At 65.7% G+C, this 16,683-nt stretch carries 17 protein-coding genes; all 17 read left to right on the plus strand.

The window, feature by feature from the left end; genetic code table 11:
• The first annotated feature begins 3 nt into the window (after positions 1 to 3).
• The 17 genes from tilS to N2K98_RS00515 all read left to right on the plus strand — a co-directional run bounded on the left by tilS (position 4) and on the right by N2K98_RS00515 (position 16,572).
• Positions 4 to 1,143: a tRNA lysidine(34) synthetase TilS gene (tilS, locus tag N2K98_RS00435; protein ID WP_407080000.1), complete on the plus strand. Its 1,140-nt coding sequence runs from the start codon at positions 4 to 6 to the stop codon at positions 1,141 to 1,143.
• Between the two features lie 37 nt (positions 1,144 to 1,180).
• On the plus strand, positions 1,181 to 1,732 hold the full coding sequence (hpt, locus tag N2K98_RS00440) for a hypoxanthine phosphoribosyltransferase (protein ID WP_227920598.1): 552 nt from the start codon (positions 1,181 to 1,183) through the stop codon (positions 1,730 to 1,732).
• A 188-nt stretch (positions 1,733 to 1,920) separates the two neighbouring features.
• The gene (ftsH, locus tag N2K98_RS00445; protein ID WP_255864433.1) at positions 1,921 to 4,005 is read left to right on the plus strand and encodes an ATP-dependent zinc metalloprotease FtsH; all 2,085 of its coding nucleotides are present in this window, start codon (positions 1,921 to 1,923) and stop codon (positions 4,003 to 4,005) included.
• A 69-nt stretch (positions 4,006 to 4,074) separates the two neighbouring features.
• A complete protein-coding gene (gene folE, locus N2K98_RS00450) occupies positions 4,075 to 4,689 on the plus strand; it encodes a GTP cyclohydrolase I FolE (RefSeq protein ID WP_255796249.1) in 615 nt (204 codons plus the stop codon).
• A 7-nt stretch (positions 4,690 to 4,696) separates the two neighbouring features.
• Entirely contained in the window at positions 4,697 to 5,602 is a 906-nt protein-coding gene (folP, locus tag N2K98_RS00455; protein WP_255864432.1) for a dihydropteroate synthase, read from the plus strand.
• A gap of 4 nt (positions 5,603 to 5,606) precedes the next feature.
• On the plus strand, positions 5,607 to 6,002 hold the full coding sequence (gene folB, locus N2K98_RS00460; protein ID WP_255796247.1) for a dihydroneopterin aldolase: 396 nt from the start codon (positions 5,607 to 5,609) through the stop codon (positions 6,000 to 6,002).
• Positions 5,999 to 6,490, plus strand: a complete 492-nt coding sequence (folK, locus tag N2K98_RS00465; protein WP_255864431.1) for a 2-amino-4-hydroxy-6-hydroxymethyldihydropteridine diphosphokinase — start codon at positions 5,999 to 6,001, stop codon at positions 6,488 to 6,490. Before folB ends, folK begins: the two co-directional genes overlap by 4 nt.
• A 4-nt stretch (positions 6,491 to 6,494) precedes the next feature.
• Positions 6,495 to 7,031 carry a DUF3180 domain-containing protein gene (locus N2K98_RS00470; RefSeq protein ID WP_255864430.1) on the plus strand — a complete coding sequence of 179 codons (537 nt, stop codon included), beginning with the start codon at positions 6,495 to 6,497 and terminating at the stop codon, positions 7,029 to 7,031.
• Positions 7,024 to 7,536 (plus strand): PH domain-containing protein, encoded by a 513-nt coding sequence (locus N2K98_RS00475; RefSeq protein WP_229951393.1) that lies wholly within the window; start codon positions 7,024 to 7,026, stop codon positions 7,534 to 7,536. The genes N2K98_RS00470 and N2K98_RS00475 overlap by 8 nt, the downstream gene beginning before the upstream one ends.
• Positions 7,533 to 9,254, plus strand: a complete 1,722-nt coding sequence (locus N2K98_RS00480) for a PH domain-containing protein (protein ID WP_255864429.1) — start codon at positions 7,533 to 7,535, stop codon at positions 9,252 to 9,254. The genes N2K98_RS00475 and N2K98_RS00480 overlap by 4 nt, the downstream gene beginning before the upstream one ends.
• Entirely contained in the window at positions 9,241 to 10,161 is a 921-nt protein-coding gene (locus tag N2K98_RS00485; RefSeq protein WP_255796243.1) for a Rossmann-like and DUF2520 domain-containing protein, read from the plus strand. Before N2K98_RS00480 ends, N2K98_RS00485 begins: the two co-directional genes overlap by 14 nt.
• A gap of 47 nt (positions 10,162 to 10,208) precedes the next feature.
• A complete protein-coding gene (gene panC, locus N2K98_RS00490; protein WP_255864428.1) occupies positions 10,209 to 11,108 on the plus strand; it encodes a pantoate--beta-alanine ligase in 900 nt (299 codons plus the stop codon).
• 139 nt (positions 11,109 to 11,247) lie between these two features.
• Positions 11,248 to 12,702, plus strand: a complete 1,455-nt coding sequence (gene lysS, locus N2K98_RS00495; protein WP_255864835.1) for a lysine--tRNA ligase — start codon at positions 11,248 to 11,250, stop codon at positions 12,700 to 12,702.
• Positions 12,703 to 12,704: 2 nt separating this feature from the next.
• Entirely contained in the window at positions 12,705 to 12,887 is a 183-nt protein-coding gene (locus N2K98_RS00500; protein ID WP_255796241.1) for a hypothetical protein, read from the plus strand.
• 91 nt (positions 12,888 to 12,978) lie between these two features.
• Complete coding sequence (locus N2K98_RS00505; RefSeq protein ID WP_255796240.1) at positions 12,979 to 13,305, plus strand: histone-like nucleoid-structuring protein Lsr2; 327 nt, start codon at positions 12,979 to 12,981, stop codon at positions 13,303 to 13,305.
• Between the two features lie 96 nt (positions 13,306 to 13,401).
• Positions 13,402 to 15,909 (plus strand): ATP-dependent Clp protease ATP-binding subunit, encoded by a 2,508-nt coding sequence (locus tag N2K98_RS00510; protein WP_255796239.1) that lies wholly within the window; start codon positions 13,402 to 13,404, stop codon positions 15,907 to 15,909.
• A 147-nt stretch (positions 15,910 to 16,056) separates the two neighbouring features.
• The gene (locus N2K98_RS00515) at positions 16,057 to 16,572 is read left to right on the plus strand and encodes an amino-acid N-acetyltransferase (RefSeq protein WP_407080001.1); all 516 of its coding nucleotides are present in this window, start codon (positions 16,057 to 16,059) and stop codon (positions 16,570 to 16,572) included.
• The last annotated feature ends 111 nt before the right edge of the window (positions 16,573 to 16,683 follow it).

Below are 16,683 nucleotides of genomic sequence, written 5' to 3' on the forward strand. Positions count from 1 at the left end.
AACGTGCTCGACGAAAACCTCAACACCTCCGGCTCGGCAGAGGGAACAGCAGCATCTGCCCGACCGGCGCCGCGGGTACGCAAGCGGCTCCTTCCAACGCTGGGGGATGCCCGCAACAGCATCCGTGACACCCTGCGCGACGCCGGCCTGGCCCCGGGCGGAGACCATCCGCCGCTGATTCTGGTTGCCTGCAGCGGCGGCCCCGATTCCCTGGCACTGGCGCTGGCCGCCTCGTTCTTCTCCCGGCGGGGGGACTACCGGGTGGGCGCCGTCGTCGTTGATCACTCCCTGCAGCCGGGCAGTGCCGACGTCGCAGCCGCCGCGCGGGACAAGCTGGAAGGGATGGGCCTGGAACCCGTCCTTGTACGGAAGGTGGAGGTGCCGGCCTCCGGCATGGGACCCGAAGCGGCCGCACGCACTGTCCGTTATGCGGCACTGGACGCCGCAGTCGAGGAACTGGACGCCGACGCCGTCCTGCTGGGCCATACCCTCGACGATCAGGCCGAGCAGGTGCTGCTGGGCCTGATGCGCGGTTCCGGCACCCGGTCCCTCGCCGGCATGCCCGCCGTTCGCGGAAAATACCTGCGGCCTTTCCTGGGCCTGCGCCGGGAACAGACGGTGGAAATCTGCGAGCACGCCGGGCTGGATCCCTGGCACGACCCCAGCAACCAGGATCCTGCGTATGCCCGGTCCCGGGTCCGTACCGAAGTGCTGCCGTTCCTGGAAGAAAAACTGGGCCCCGGCATCGCCGAAGCGCTGTTCCGTTCCTCACGTATCCTCTCCGCCGACGCCGACTATCTCGACGCCGTCGCGGCGCAGGCGTTTGCGGAGCTGCGCGCCTGGGTTCCGGCCGGCAACGAACCGGATTCCGAGGAGCTGCTGCTGCCTGAAGAGCAGCTGCGGAACCTTGCCCCCGCCGTCCGCCAGCGTGTACTGGCCCTCGCCGCGCTTGAACTCGGCGGTGCCCAGCCGAGCTATGAACGCCTCGCGGCGGTCCAGGCGCTGCTGCGGCGCACCGGGTCGGCAGGACCCGTCCAACTGGTGGGGAAAGTCAGCGTGTACCGCCAGCCGCGCGCCAAATCGGTTCACCACGGCGCCCCAAGCTATGGCAATCTTGTTTTTAGGAAAAAGAGCAGCACCTAACATCCAAGCTGCAACACTTCGCACCCGGGAGTCATTCGTGGATTCACACGACGTCCAGTCAGATCTCAAGCACGTTCTCTACACCAAGGAACAGATCCAAACCCGGATCAATGAACTGGCGGCCGAAATTGACCGCGACTATGCCGGCCGCGACGTACTGCTGGTCGGCGTCCTCAAGGGAGCCGTGATGGTGATGGCTGACCTCTCCCGCGCCCTGCACAGCCACGTCACGATGGACTGGATGGCAGTGTCCTCCTACGGCTCCGGCACCCAGTCTTCCGGCGTCGTCCGTATCCTCAAGGACCTTGAGACGGACCTGCTGGGCAAGCATGTGCTGATTGTCGAGGACATTATCGACTCCGGCCTGACGCTCTCCTGGCTGCGCGCCAACCTGGAATCCCGCGGCCCTGCCAGCGTGGAAATCTGCACCCTGCTGCGCAAGCCGGATGCAGCCAAGGTGGAAATCGACGTTAAGTACGTCGGTTATGAAATCCCCAACGAGTTCGTGGTCGGTTTCGGCCTGGACTTTGCAGAGCGGTACCGCAACCTGGACTTCATCGGTACCCTCGCGCCGCACGTTTACGAATAACGGTTCCGGCCCCGTTTCTCCCCGTCCCTGCGAAGGGGACAGTCACGGACGCAATGCTCTACGCCCTGAGGGAACTAATCCCCTCCCCGGACCGTGTTCTTCTGGGGGACGGTGTATAGCTAGTAGGTAAATTCCGCGCATACCAGCGTTGTTGACCAGGAGGGACGGGGCATTAGCCCTGACGTCGAATGAAATCCAAGAACTTCTTCAAGGGCCCGCTCATTTGGATCGCGCTGGCAGTGGCCGCTCTTTTGATCCTCGTGCCGAGCCTTAGTACCACCAGGGCAACGCAGGTGGACACCAAGGAAGGCATAGAGCTTCTCGAGCAGGACAAAGTCTCGCAGGCGAAGATCTATGACGGCGAACAGCGTGTCGACCTGACATTGAATGACAGCGGCGTTGATGACAAGGGCGTCACTGACGTCCAGTTCTACTTCAGCACTGCGCGCGGCGAGGAAATAGTCGAGGCGGTTAACAATTCCGGGGCAAACTACACGGACCAGCCGGTGCAGACCAACTGGTTCACCAGCTTCCTCGGATTGTTCCTGCCGTTCATCATCATCGGCCTGATTTTCTGGTTCCTGATGTCCCGCATGCAGGGCGGCGGCTCGCAGGTCATGAAGTTCGGCAAGTCCAAGGCCAAGCTGACCAACAAGGACATGCCCCAGGTGACCTTCGACGACGTCGCGGGCGCCGACGAAGCCGTCGAGGAACTGCACGAGATCAAGGAATTCCTGCAGGATCCGGGCAAGTTCCAGGCCGTGGGCGCAAAGATCCCCAAGGGTGTGCTGCTCTACGGCCCTCCCGGCACCGGTAAGACCCTGCTGGCCCGCGCCGTCGCCGGCGAGGCCGGTGTGCCGTTCTACTCGATCTCCGGCTCCGACTTCGTTGAAATGTTCGTGGGTGTGGGCGCCTCCCGCGTCCGTGACCTCTTCGAACAGGCCAAGTCCAACGCCCCGGCCATCATTTTCGTGGACGAAATCGACGCCGTCGGGCGCCACCGCGGCGCCGGCGTCGGCGGCGGAAACGACGAACGCGAGCAGACGCTGAACCAGCTGCTGGTGGAAATGGACGGCTTCGACGGCAACACCAACGTCATCCTGATCGCTGCCACCAACCGGCCCGACGTCCTGGACCCGGCACTGCTGCGCCCGGGCCGCTTCGACCGCCAGATCGGTGTCGAGGCCCCCGACATGCAGGGCCGCCTGCACATTCTGCAGGTCCATGCCAAGGGCAAGCCAATGGCTCCCGGCGTGGACCTCGAAACCGTGGCACGGAAGACTCCGGGCTTCACCGGTGCGGACCTGGCCAACGTCCTGAACGAAGCAGCACTGCTGACCGCCCGCTCCAACGCGGACCTTATTGACGACCGCGCACTGGACGAAGCGATTGACCGCGTGATTGCCGGCCCGCAGAAGCGCAGCCGCGTGATGAAGGAACTTGAACGCAAGATCACCGCCTACCACGAAGGCGGACACGCGCTGGTGGCTGCGGCCCTGCGGAACACGGACCCGGTCACCAAGGTGACCATCCTGCCGCGCGGCCGGGCACTCGGCTACACCATGGTCCTGCCGCAGGATGACAAGTACTCGGTGACACGCAACGAGCTCCTGGACCAGCTCGCCTACGCAATGGGTGGCCGCGTCGCGGAGGAAATTGTCTTCCACGACCCTTCCACGGGTGCCTCCAATGACATCGAAAAGGCCACTTCCACGGCCCGCAAGATGGTCACCCAGTACGGCATGAGCGAGCGAATCGGTTCGGTCAAGCTCGGCTCGGGCGGCGGCGAGCCGTTCCTGGGCCGGGACATGAGCCAGGAACGTAACTACTCCGACCAGGTGGCCTACGTGGTCGACGAGGAGGTCCGGCGCCTGCTGGACAACGCGCATGACGAGGCGTACCAGATCCTCACCGAGAACCGCGACGTCCTCGACCGGCTCGCGCTGGAGCTGCTGGAGCGGGAGACGCTGAACCAGGCGGAGATCGCCGAGGTCTTCTCCGATGTGCGCAAGCGCGATGTCCGGGAGGTCTGGCTGTCCAAGCCCACCCGCCCCGTGCACAGCATGCCGCCGGTGGTCTCCCAGAAGGAACGGCGCCAGGCGAAGGAAATCGGTGCCCCGGATCCGGCCTCGGTTGCTCCCCAGGACCAGATTGCCGACGCCGACCTGCCGCAGGACTTCGATGTGTCCAGCAACGGCCTGCCCCAGGGCAGCGGGAACGGCAGCCATCCCGGCCGGAGCGGAAGCAACGGCAGCACGCCCCCCGAGGCGTAGGCCCGGGCGGCCCTGCGGGGCCGCCCGGCATCGCCGGGGAACGAAGTGCCGGCGCGATAGGATCGACCAGTGACGGATTTCGATGATGACCTACTGACCGCCGTAGCGGCAGCGGATTCCCCGGTGGATCGGCCAAGGATTGAACGGGCGGTCCGGGAGATCCTCCTCGCGATCGGGGAGGACCCGGACCGTGACGGTTTACGGGAAACCCCCAGCAGAGTGGCCAAGTCCTACACCGAGATTTTCGCCGGACTGCACCAGAGCCCCTCGGACCTGTTGGCCACCACGTTTGACCTGGACCATGAGGAAATGGTCCTGGTCAAGGACATTCCCTTTTATTCCACCTGCGAGCACCACCTCGTGCCCTTCCACGGCTCCGCGCACATCGGCTACATCCCCTCCCACGAGGGCAAAGTGACCGGACTGTCGAAGCTCGCCCGGCTGGTTGACATCTACGCCCGCCGGCCCCAGGTCCAGGAGCGGTTGACCACCCAGATCGTGGACGCACTGATGACCAATCTTTCCCCCCGCGGTGCCATAGTGGTTATTGAATGCGAGCACCTGTGCATGTCGATGCGCGGGGTACGCAAGCCAGGCGCCAAAACCGTGACCTCGGCGGTGCGCGGCCAGCTGCGCGAGACCGCGACCCGCGCAGAAGCAATGAGCCTGATACTAGGACGATAGGACCACCATGGATTCACTCGCTGCCGCACCCGGCACCGGCCCGGCAACCTCCCCGTTGCCCGTAGTGCGGCCCGCCCGCAGGGCGCGCAAGCTCTCCGACCTTCCCGCCGACCGCACCCTGGTCATGGGCGTCCTGAACGTCACCCCCGATTCCTTCAGTGACGGCGGGCAATTCGCCGATACTGACGCAGCCATCCGTGCGGGGCTGAAGATGCACTACGAAGGCGCAGACATCATCGACGTCGGCGGCGAATCCACCCGGCCTGACTCCGTGCGCATCTCCCCGGAGGAGGAGCAGGCACGGGTCTTGCCCGTGGTCGAGGCCATGGTCCGTGCAGGGGCACTCGTCAGCATCGACACCATGAATGCCGCCACGGCGGAAAAGGCGATTGAAGCCGGCGCCGCGATCATCAATGACGTGTCCGGCACCGAAACCGATCCTCAGATGCCCGGGCTTGTTGCGCGTACGGGGGTCTCCTACATCCTGATGCACAGCCGCGGCAATGTCCGCAGCAATGACCCCAACGCCAGCTACGCCGACGTCGTCGAAGAGGTGGCAGCGGAAATGCTGAAGGTCCGTGACCGGTTCTACGCCGCCGGTGCCGCCCCCGAACAGATCATCCTCGACCCCGGGCTGGGCTTCTCCAAGGACGGCGAACAGAACTGGGAGCTGCTGCGCGGAATCGGCCGTCTCAACGCCTTGGGCCACCGCGTGCTTATCGGTGCATCCCGCAAGCGTTTCCTCGGCTCGCTGCTCACCAGCTACGGGAAGGCGGCCCAGCCGCTGGAACGCGACAACGCCACGGTCGCGGTGTCCGCACTGGCGGCGTCCGCCGGCGCCTGGGCAGTGCGCGTGCACAACGTCCCGGCCAGCCTCGACGCCGTAAAAGTCGCCGCAGCCTGGAAAGGGTAGCCGGATGCTGAGCACGGGAGCTTCCGGACCGGCGCTGAGGGACCGGATCACCCTAAGCGGCATCACTGCCACCGGTTTCCACGGTGTCTTTCCCCACGAGCGGCGGGACGGGCAACCCTTCGTTGTGGATCTGGTCCTGTTCACCGATCTGGGGCCGGCAGCGGCCACGGATGACCTGACGCTGACGGCGCATTACGGCGAGGTTGCCGAACGCGTGGTGCAGATCATCACAGGGGAACCGTTGAACCTGATCGAGGCGCTGGCGGCCCGGATTGCGGACGCCGTCCTTGCTTCCTTCTCCGTCCTTGCCGCAGTCGAGGTCACCGTGCATAAGCCGAAGGCACCGATCACGGTGCAGTTCGGCGATGTTGCGGTCACTATCCACCGGGAGCGCGCATGAGTGCCGTCCATTCCGTCCTTGCCCTCGGAAGCAACCTCGGGGAAAGCCGGGACACTCTCTCCTCAGCGGTAGCGGAGCTGGCCGACCATCCGCAGGTACGGCTGAGCGCCGTTTCCCCCGTAGTCCGCACACGTCCGGTCGGCGGCCCTGAACAGCCTGACTACCTCAACCTCGTGGTGGCGATCGAAACCGACCTCGAACCGCACGCCCTGCTGGCGCACTGCCAGGCCGTCGAGGCACGCCACCACCGCGAACGCATTGTCCGGTGGGGCCCGAGGACCCTCGACGTCGACATCATCACGTACGGGGACCTGCACCTGAATGATGAGGACCTCATCATTCCGCACCCCCGTGCAGCGGCGAGGGCCTTCGTCCTGCAGCCCTGGGCCTGGATGGAACCCGACGCCCGGCTGGATTCGGTGCCCGTGGCCGAGTTGGCCGCCCGTGCCGAGGACCTTCCCGGACTCGAAGTCTTCGAAGGAGAATGAGCTCGTGAGCAGCATCCAATACCGGTGGCTGGCCGTCATCGGCCTCGTTGCCGGCGTTGTGGGCTGGGCCGCGAACTTCTTCCTGTCGGAAAACGGCTATCCAGCACCCGTGTTGAGCTCGGTGGCGCTGGTGGCCATCATCCTGGTGGCCGGTGCCACCCTCTTCCTCGGACTGCGGGTGCGCAGTTGGCGTAACGGCCGGCGGGACCGGAATCTGGATCCCCTTGCGGCCGCCCGTACGGTTGTCCTGGCGCAGGCACTCGCCTACGCCGGCGCCCTGCTGCTTGGCTGGCATGCCGCAATCTTCCTCACCCAGCTGCCCCTGTGGTCGCTGCGGCCGGGCCACGCGGGTACCTGGTCCGCCCTCGCGGTCAGCGTAGGCGGGATCCTGATGATTGCCACGGGGCTTATCGTAGAGCGGTTCTGTAAGCTGCCTCCTGTCGACAAGGACGGCACCGGGCCCGGCTCCGGAGGCGGAGCGGGGAACGGCACGGTGAATGGCACGGGGGATGGTTCGGGGGATGGTGGAGAATATGCCTAGCGAGGCTATTGACCCCTCAGCGGTGCAGTGGCAGCGCGTCTCGCCGAAGTACCTGCGGCTGAGGCTGCTGAGCTGGGGCATTGAAACCGTGATCACGCTGGTGGTGACCGGCCTTCCGCTGGTGCTGCGCCTCACCGGGATCTGGCCCGGGTATCCGGCGTGGCTGGCGTGGGGGCTGCCCATCTTCTTTGCCGTAACCCTGCTGTGGCGCGGACTCCTGCTTCCCCGCCAGGTCCGTGCGATCGGTTACGCCGAGCGCAACGAGGACCTGCTGCTTCGCCGGGGCATCTTCTTCCAGCGCACCCTGGTGGTTCCCTACGGCCGGATGCAGTACGTGGACGTCGCAGTGGGACCCCTGGAACGGGCCTTCGGGCTGTGCACGCTGAAACTCCATACCGCCGCCCCGGGCACCAACGCCGGCATTGCCGGGCTGCCGACCGACGAGGGTGCCCGCCTGCGGGAGCACTTGTCCGCCCGCGGCGAAGCGCAGCTGGCCGGGCTGTGACCGCCGGCGCCGCCCGCGTTCCGGGCGAGGATCCCGGAACCGCCGGCACCGATCCGGCAACCGGGACCGAACCCGAGTGGAAAAGGGTGCACCCGGTCTCCCCGCTGGTCCGCGGTTGGATAGCATTGGCCGCCCTCGCCTATTTCGTGGGCAGGGACCAGGTGGAGTCGTGGTTCTCCGGCGGCGGCATGGACCTGCCCGCAGGCAGGGCGCTGTTCTGGACAGTCCTGGCGCTGGGGATCGCCCTGGTGGTTATTGCCGGCGCCTTCTTCCTGTCCTGGTGGTTTACGCGCTACCAGCTCACCCATGATCACATCCGGGTACGTTCGGGCGTGGTGGTGCGCCGCCAACGCCAGGCCCGGCTGGACCGGGTGCAGGCCATCGACATTGTCCAGCCCTTGCTCGCACGGATTTTCGGGCTGGCCGAACTGCGTTTTGAGGTAGCCGACGCCGGTGAGTCCGCAGTGCGCCTGGCGTTCCTCCGCCTGCCGGACGCACAACAGCTTCGGGCACGGATCCTGAACGACGCCTCCGGTGCCGACGAAAAACAGTCCGACGGCGGCAGCGGCGCCGGTGACGACGCAACGGTGCCTGGCGAACAGCAGGTGCTGGCTCTGTCGGCCAGCCGCGTGATTGCCTCCGTATTGCTGTCCGGGACCACCGTCTTTTTGATGCTGGCCGTCGCGGCAGTAATTGTCCTGACCGCCCTCACGGGCGAGGCCGCGTCCATCGCCGCCATGGTGCCCATCATTTTCGGTTTCGGCAGCGCGTACTGGGGCCTGTTCAGTTCGGGGTTCAACTTCCGCGCCTCCGTGTCACGGGAGGGCATCAGGATTCGCTCCGGACTGCTGGACACCCGCGCGCAGACCGTACCGCCCGGCCGGATCCAGGCCCTGGCCGTTCGGCAGCCGCCGCTTTGGCGGATCACTGGGTGGTATTCGATTTCAGTGAATGTCGCCGGGTACGGAGCGGGTTCCGACGGCGAATCATCGGCGCGTACCCGGCTGCTGCCCGCGGGTACCTCGGAGGAGGTCCTGCGGATGCTGGCCCTGGTTGTGCCCGATCCCGGAACCGAGGATCCGGTGGGGGTGTTCACCGCAGGCATGAACGGGACCGGCCCGGCAGCGGGCTTCACCGTCTCGCCGCGGCGTGCCCGCTGGCTGTCCCCGCTTTCCCGGCGGCGGAACGGCTACCTGGTCACGGAGACCGCCCTCCTGTCCCGGCATGGATTCCTGTGGCGGTCACTTCAGGTGGTTCCGCACAGCAGGACCCAGTCACTCGCCCTGGAACAGGGCCCGGTGGCCCGCCGCCTGCGCCTGGCGGACCTGGTCCTGCACTCCACGCCCGGACCGGTTTCTCCTCGAGTGGTGGAAATCGATGCGGACACCGCCCGGCAACTGCTCCATGAACAGGCGCAGCGTGCCCGGACCGCGCGCCGCCGGGACCTCCCGGAGCAGTGGCTGCGCGGCACCGGCCCTTCCCTGGCAAAGTCCGCACCCGCCGCCACGAACCCGGCCCCAGCCGCCCCGCCGCCCGGCTCTGCCAACCCGCCGCCCGGCTCTGCCAACCCGCCGCCCGGCTCTGCCAACCCGCCGCCCGGCTCTGCCAACCCGCCGCCCGGCTCTGCCAACCCGCCGCCCGGCTCTGCCAACCCGCCGCCCACCCCGGTTAAGCCACCACCCGTCTCCAAGGAGGAGCCTCCCCATGAACACCGCTGATTCAGCCAGCGTCGAAGAACGCCGGCGCCGCGGCCGGCTGGGGGTCGGCGTCATCGGTGCAGGCCGTGTCGGCGCCGTCCTCGGTGCTGCCCTGCGCGCAGCCGAGCACGCCGTCGTCGGGGTTTCCGCGGTGTCCGACGCCAGCCGCGAACGGGCGGAAAACCTGCTTCCCGGAGTGCCGATCCTTGAGATTCCGGACATCGTGGAACGCTCGGAACTGGTCCTGCTCGCCGTTCCGGACGACGCCCTGGGTCCGCTGGTCTCCGGGCTGGCGAAAACCGGCGCCTGGCAGGCAGGGCAGTTGGTAGCCCACACCTCGGGGCGGTTCGGCACGGAAATCCTTGCCCCGGCCCGGGCAGCGGGCGCCATTCCCCTTGCACTGCACCCGGCCATGACCTTCACCGGGATGAGCCTGGACCTGACCCGGCTGGCGGACTGCTCCTTCGGCATCAGCGCCCCCGCCGCCGTCCTGCCGATCGCCCAGGCACTCGTGGTGGAGATGGGCGCCGAACCGGTCGTCATCGACGAAGCGGACCGGGTGCTCTACCACGCGGCCCTCGCCCACGCCTCCAACCACCTGGTCACCCTCGCCTCCCAGTCCACGCAGCTGCTGGCCGGCCTCGGCGTCGAACATCCGGACCGGCTCCTGGGCCCGCTCATGCGCGCGTCGCTGGAAAACGCGCTGGCCTCCGGCGAGGGGGCCCTCACCGGCCCGGTTGCCCGGGGCGACGTCGGCACCGTGTCCGCACATACCCGCGCCCTTGCCGAGGCAGGCACGGAGGACCTCCGCGCCGCCTACGCCGCGCTGTCCGCCGCAACCGCCTCCCGGGCCGTGGACCGCGGACTACTCACTCCCCAGCAGGGCGAAGCCATCCTGGCCGCCCTTCGGGACCCGCAGGAACCCTGAACATCCGAACGACCCCCCCATCGCACGAACCCCATAGAAGGACAGTTTTGAACACCCCCCGCCTCGTCACCACCGCTGCCGAACTGCGCTCCGCCACCGAGGAGCTGCTCGAAAAAGCGGCCGCAGCCAACTCCTCCCGCATTCCCTCCCTCGCACTGGTTCCCACCATGGGCGCCCTGCACGAAGGGCACGCCTCCCTGATGGGCGCCGCCCGGGCGGACAACGACGTCGTCACCGCCTCGGTGTTCGTCAATCCCCTCCAGTTCGACGACCCGGCGGACCTCCAGCGGTACCCCCGCACCCTCGATGCGGACCTGGAGCTTCTGGGCCGCGCCGGGGTGGACCTCGTCTTCGCCCCGTCCGAGGCCGAAATGTACCCCGGTGGAGCGCCGCGGGTCCGCGTGAGCGCCGGCACCATGGGTACCCGCTGGGAGGGTGCCGTCCGCCCGGGACACTTCGACGGCGTGCTGACCGTGGTTGCCAAGCTCTTCCACCTGGCAGCTCCGCGGGTACCGGCGCGCTTCCGGGCGTACTTCGGGCAGAAGGACGCCCAGCAGGTGGCCCTGATCCGGCGGATGGTCTCGGACCTCAACTTCGACGTGGAGGTCACCGGCGTGCCGATTGTCCGGGCGGCGGACGGGCTCGCCGAATCCAGCCGTAACCGCTTCCTCGACGCCGGCCAGCGGCAGGCGGCACTGGTGCTGTCCCGGGCGCTGAACCTGCTGAAGGAACGCGCTGCGGCGGGCCGGCCCCTGGACCTGCCCGACGCCGTCGAGCTCGTCTCGTCGCAGCCCGGAGTGGAACTGGACTACTTCGAGGTGGTGGACCCGCAGACCCTTGAACCGCTCGCTGGAACTGCCGGCGAACCACTGGCCGGAACCGCGCTGGCGCTGCTGGCTGCACGGGTAGGCCCGGTCCGCCTGATCGACAACACCCTGCTGCCGTAGCCAAAGTACCTGTGCTCCGTGCATGCCCGGGGGGCGGGTGCATGGAGCGCAGGAACCGGGAGCGGCGCTTTGCTCTGTAAACTTAATAACCGTGACCACATCTAACCCCGTTCCCGAAGCCGCAGACACCTCCGAACAGATGCGCATCCGTGCCGAGAAGCGTGCGCGGCTCATCGACCGGGGGGATGAGGCCTACCCGGTAGGGGTGGAACGCACCGCCTCCCTCAAGGAAGTACGCGAAAAGTTCGGCCACCTCGAGGCCGACGAAGCCAGCGGCGAGACCGTGGGCGTTACCGGCCGTGTGGTGTTCATCCGCAACACCGGAAAGCTCTGCTTCGCCACCCTGCAGGAAGGCGACGGAACCCGGCTGCAGGCCATGCTGAGCCTCGCCGTTGTCGGCGAGGAATCCCTGGCGGACTGGAAGTCGCTGGTGGACCTGGGCGACATCGTCTTTATCCGCGGAGAGGTTATCTCTTCCCGACGCGGTGAACTCTCGGTGATGGCCCAGTCCTGGTCGATGGCCTCCAAGGCCCTGCGCCCGCTGCCGGTGCTGCACGCCGGACTGAGCGAGGAAACCCGCGTCCGCCAGCGCTACGTGGACCTGATGGTGCGCGACGAAGCGCGGGACATGGTCTACAAGCGCGCGGCAGTCATCCGCGGAGTCCGCGACACCCTGCACGGACACGGCTATGTGGAGGTGGAAACCCCCATGCTGCAGCTGGTGCACGGCGGTGCCGCTGCCCGGCCGTTCGAAACTCACCTGAACGCCTTCGACCAGAAGATGACCCTGCGCATCGCCACGGAGCTGTACCTCAAGCGTGCAGTGGTGGGCGGGATTGAGCGGGTGTTCGAAATCGGGCGCATTTTCCGCAACGAGGGCGTGGACTCCACGCATTCCCCCGAATTCACCACGCTGGAATGCTACGAGGCCTACGCGGACCAGTTTGTGATGGCCGAGCGGATGAAGGAAATCATCCTGCACTGCGCGGACCTCATGGGCAGCCGGAAGATCGAAACCGCTGCCGGCACCATTGACCTGGACGGCGAGTGGCGCTGGCTGAGCGTCTACCCTGGCCTGTCCGAAGCAGTGGGCATGCAGATCACCCCGGATACCGACGCCGCCGTGCTCCGCGATGTTGCGGAAAAGCACGGCGTGAAGGTGGATCCGAAGTGGGACGCGGAAAAGCTGGTTATTGAACTATTCGGCGAAATTGTTGAGCCGACGCTGCTGCAGCCGACCTTCGTGTACGACTACCCGCCCTCGGCGCAGCCGCTCGCCCGTCCGAACCGCGAGGATCCCCGCCTGATCGAGGCCTGGGACCTCATTATCGGCGGCATGGAACGCGGTACGGCATTCTCGGAACTGATTGACCCGGTTATCCAGCGTGAACGCCTCACCGAGCAGTCCCTGCTGGCGGCCGGCGGCGATGACGAGGCCATGGCCCTGGACGAAGACTTCCTGCGGGCACTGGAATATGGTGCCCCTCCGATGGGCGGGATCGGCCTTGGAATTGACCGCCTTGTGATGCTTTTCACGAATACCGGAATCAGGGAAACAATTCTGTTCCCCCTCCTTAAGCCGGAAATGGGTTAGCCATGGAATATGTAGAAGTCCTCCTGCCGTCAATTTGTGTTGCAGCTCTCTTTTATTTCGTGATGCGGGCCCTGCTTAACTCGGACCGGTCGGAGCGGCAGGCCCTTGCCGAGGCAGAACGGGAAGCTGACCAGAGTGTAGACCATGAAGCTTTGGAAAAACCGAGTGAAGAAGAGAATAAATAGCCAAGTACTTTGACGGGGCTTTACCAATTGCGTCATACTCTAAGTGGTCTCATAATTAGTCTTCCCATTTTTAGCTGCTTAGGAGCCTGTCATGGCGCAAAAGGTAAAAATCATTCTCGTGGATGACGTCGACGGTGGAAGTGCGGATGAGACCGTACGGTTTGCCTTGGACGGGTCACAGTACGAGATTGATCTGTCGAAAGACAATGCGAAAACTCTCCGCGATGCATTGAAGCCGTACGTGGATGCCGGCCGCAAGGTCGGAGGCCGCACCGGGCGTCCGCGCGGCACCGGCGCAGCCCGCAGCAACGAGGCTGCACAGATCCGCGAATGGGCCCGCAAGAACGGCTACACCGTTTCCGAGCGCGGCCGCGTAAACAGCGAGATCATCGACGCCTACCGGGCCGCGCAGAGCTAGGCATACCGCCCGCCTCTCACGCCGACGGCGAACAAGCTCCTTAAGCACCCCCGGGGCACGTAGCATCGAATTACGCGTTAGCTAGGAGTGTGCCTCATGTTTGAAAGATTTACCGACCGTGCCCGTCGCGTTGTCGTGCTTGCCCAAGAAGAGGCCCGCATGCTCAACCACAACTACATCGGCACCGAGCATATTTTGCTTGGGCTCATTCATGAGGGTGAAGGTGTCGCTGCTAAGGCCCTTGAATCCCTGGGCATCTCGCTTGGTGCTGTCCGCGAGCAGGTGCAGGAGATCATCGGTCAGGGCCAGCAGGCCCCGACCGGCCACATCCCCTTCACCCCCCGCGCCAAGAAGGTGCTGGAGCTTTCGCTTCGTGAAGCCCTGCAGCTCGGCCATAACTACATCGGCACCGAACACATCCTGCTCGGCCTGATCCGTGAAGGTGAAGGCGTAGCCGCGCAGGTGCTGGTCAAGCTTGGTGCTGACCTGAACCGCGTCCGCCAGCAGGTCATCCAGTTGCTTTCCGGCTACCAGGGCAAAGAGCCCGTCTCCACCGGTGGCCAGCAGCAGGAAGGCCAGCCCGCCGGATCGGTGGTGCTGGACCAGTTCGGCCGCAACCTCACACAGGCCGCGCGTGAATCCAAGCTTGACCCGGTAATCGGGCGCGAGCATGAAATGGAACGCGTGATGCAGGTGCTTTCACGCAGGACCAAGAACAACCCTGTCCTGATCGGCGAGCCCGGCGTCGGCAAGACCGCCGTCGTAGAGGGGCTGGCCCAGGCGATCGTGCGCGGCGACGTGCCCGAGACCCTGAAGGACAAGCAGCTTTACACCTTGGACCTCGGTTCGTTGGTTGCCGGTTCGCGCTACCGCGGTGACTTTGAGGAACGCCTGAAGAAGGTCCTCAAGGAAATCCGCACCCGCGGCGACATCATCCTGTTCATCGACGAGATCCACACCCTCGTGGGTGCGGGTGCCGCCGAAGGTGCCATTGATGCGGCATCGATCCTGAAGCCGATGCTGGCCCGGGGCGAGCTGCAGACCATTGGTGCCACCACTCTGGACGAGTACCGCAAGCACATCGAGAAGGATGCCGCGCTGGAGCGCCGCTTCCAGCCGATCCAGGTTGCCGAGCCTTCGGTGGCACATGCCATCGAGATCCTCAAGGGCCTGCGTGACCGCTACGAAGCGCACCACCGCGTTTCCATCACCGATGCCGCACTGGCCTCCGCAGCGACGCTGGCCGAGCGGTACATCAGCGACCGGTTCCTGCCGGACAAGGCAATCGACCTGATTGACGAGGCCGGCGCCCGCCTGCGGATCCGCCGGATGACGGCCCCGCCGGAGCTGAAGGAAATCGACGAGCGGATTTCGGCGCTGAAGATGGAGAAGGAGTCGGCAATCGACTCCCAGGACTTCGAAGGTGCCGCCTCCCTGCGTGACAAGGAGCAGAAGCTCCAGGATCAGCGCGCGGAGAAGGAACGCCAGTGGAAGTCCGGCGGCCTGGATGACATTGCCGAGGTGGATGAGGAACTCATCGCCGAGGTGCTGGCCAACTCCACCGGCATCCCCGTGGTCAAGCTGAACGAGGAAGAATCCACCCGCCTGCTGCGGATGGAAGACGAACTGCACAAGCGCGTCATCGGCCAGGACCAGGCCATCAAGTCCATCTCGCAGGCCATGCGCCGTACGCGGGCCGGACTGAAAGACCCGAAGCGTCCGGGCGGTTCGTTCATCTTCGCCGGCCCCACCGGCGTCGGCAAGACCGAGCTCGCCAAGGCCCTTGCGGAGTTCCTGTTCGGTGACGAGGACGCCCTCATCACCCTGGACATGTCCGAGTACGCCGAGAAGCACACGGTCTCGCGCCTGTTTGGTGCTCCTCCCGGATACGTGGGCTACGAAGAAGGCGGGCAGCTGACCGAAAAGGTCCGTCGCCGTCCGTTCTCCGTGGTGCTGTTCGACGAAGTGGAGAAGGCCCACTCGGACCTCTTCAACTCGCTGCTGCAGATCCTGGAAGACGGTCGCCTGACCGACGCCCAGGGCCGCATGGTGGACTTCAAGAACACCATCATCATCATGACGACCAACCTTGGTACCAAGGACATCTCCAAGGGCGTCATGACCGGCTTCCAGTCCGGCACGGACACCAAGACCGGTTACGACCGGATGCGGGCACGGGTTACGGAAGAGCTGCGCCAGCACTTCCGCCCCGAGTTCCTCAACCGTGTTGATGACACGGTGGTCTTCCCGCAGCTGACCCAGGAAGAGATTGTCCAGATTGTGGACCTGTTCCTGAACCGTCTGAGCCAGCGCCTGGCCGAGAAGGGCATGACCATCGAGCTCACCCCGGCCGCCAAGGTGCTGCTGGCAACGCGCGGCTACGATCCCGCAATGGGTGCCCGGCCGCTGCGCCGGACCATCCAGCGCGAAATCGAGGACCAGCTCTCCGAGAAGATCCTCTTCGGGGAACTCAAGCCCGGCGAGGCCATCTCGGTGGACGTCGAGGGCGAAGGCGACGAAGCGAAGTTCACATTCGTCGGCAGCGGTGTTCCGAAGGCGATTGAGGAAGCTACCTCGGCAATCGAAGCCGGCGTCAGCGACTAACAGCCGCTCAGTACAACCAATGCACGGGTAAAGGACCCGGCGGGCAGACAGCCCGCCGGGTCCTTTCGCGTTAAACGGCGGCCGTCCGGCGTCGAACGGAGAAACGAAGTTTGGGTGCGGCCGCCCCGACGGTCCTAGACTGGGCCGGTGACTTCCATACCCGCCATCACCATCCGCCGCGCACGCACTTCCGATGTTCCCCGCATCCGCGCCCTCGTTGCGCCGCTGGCCGAGGAGCGGATCCTGGTGGCCAAGGAGGCGGTGGCCTACTACGAGGCGCTGCAGGAATTCCGGGTTGCGGAGGACGCCGACGGGCGGATTGTGGGCTGCGGTGCACTGCACGTGATGTGGGAAGACCTTGCGGAAGTACGCACCCTGGCCGCTGATCCTGCACTGCGGGGCAGTGGAATCGGCCATCTCCTGCTGGAACAGCTTCTCGCTGATGCGGTGGAAATAGGTGTGCGGCGGGTTTTCTGCCTGACCTTTGAAGTGGAGTTTTTCCGCCGGCATGGATTCGCCGTCATGGCCAATCAATCAGCCGTGGATCCGGAGGTTTATTCCGAACTGCTGCGTTCCTCCGATGAGGGCGTTGCCGAGTTCCTGGACCTCGCCCGGGTAAAGCCGAACACCCTGGGAAACACCCGGATGATCCGCTCGTTCTAATCCGGCGGCCGTCCCGGGGCGCGTTCGCAGAGAGAGTAACCGGGAGGGCCGTGCTGGCCTTTTGTCTTCAAAGCTGGATAAGCTCAGGATACTTAGCATCATCAAGGGTCC

Source organism: Arthrobacter jinronghuae, assembly GCF_025244825.1.
GTDB classification, from domain to species: Bacteria; Actinomycetota; Actinomycetes; order Actinomycetales; family Micrococcaceae; genus Arthrobacter_B; species Arthrobacter_B jinronghuae.

Bases quoted from the DNA above. Each gene is read 5' to 3' on its own strand.
- ftsH (WP_255864433.1), top strand. From the start codon at position 1,921: ATGAAATCCAAGAACTTCTTCAAGGGCCCGCTCATTTGGATCGCGCTG.
- folP (WP_255864432.1), top strand. From the start codon at position 4,697: ATGGATTCACTCGCTGCCGCACCCGGCACCGGCCCGGCAACCTCCCCG.
- folB (WP_255796247.1), top strand. From the start codon at position 5,607: ATGCTGAGCACGGGAGCTTCCGGACCGGCGCTGAGGGACCGGATCACC.
- folK (WP_255864431.1), top strand. From the start codon at position 5,999: ATGAGTGCCGTCCATTCCGTCCTTGCCCTCGGAAGCAACCTCGGGGAA.
- N2K98_RS00475 (WP_229951393.1), top strand. From the start codon at position 7,024: ATGCCTAGCGAGGCTATTGACCCCTCAGCGGTGCAGTGGCAGCGCGTC.
- N2K98_RS00485 (WP_255796243.1), top strand. From the start codon at position 9,241: ATGAACACCGCTGATTCAGCCAGCGTCGAAGAACGCCGGCGCCGCGGC.
- lysS (WP_255864835.1), top strand. From the start codon at position 11,248: ATGCGCATCCGTGCCGAGAAGCGTGCGCGGCTCATCGACCGGGGGGAT.
- N2K98_RS00500 (WP_255796241.1), top strand. From the start codon at position 12,705: ATGGAATATGTAGAAGTCCTCCTGCCGTCAATTTGTGTTGCAGCTCTC.
- N2K98_RS00505 (WP_255796240.1), top strand. From the start codon at position 12,979: ATGGCGCAAAAGGTAAAAATCATTCTCGTGGATGACGTCGACGGTGGA.
- N2K98_RS00510 (WP_255796239.1), top strand. From the start codon at position 13,402: ATGTTTGAAAGATTTACCGACCGTGCCCGTCGCGTTGTCGTGCTTGCC.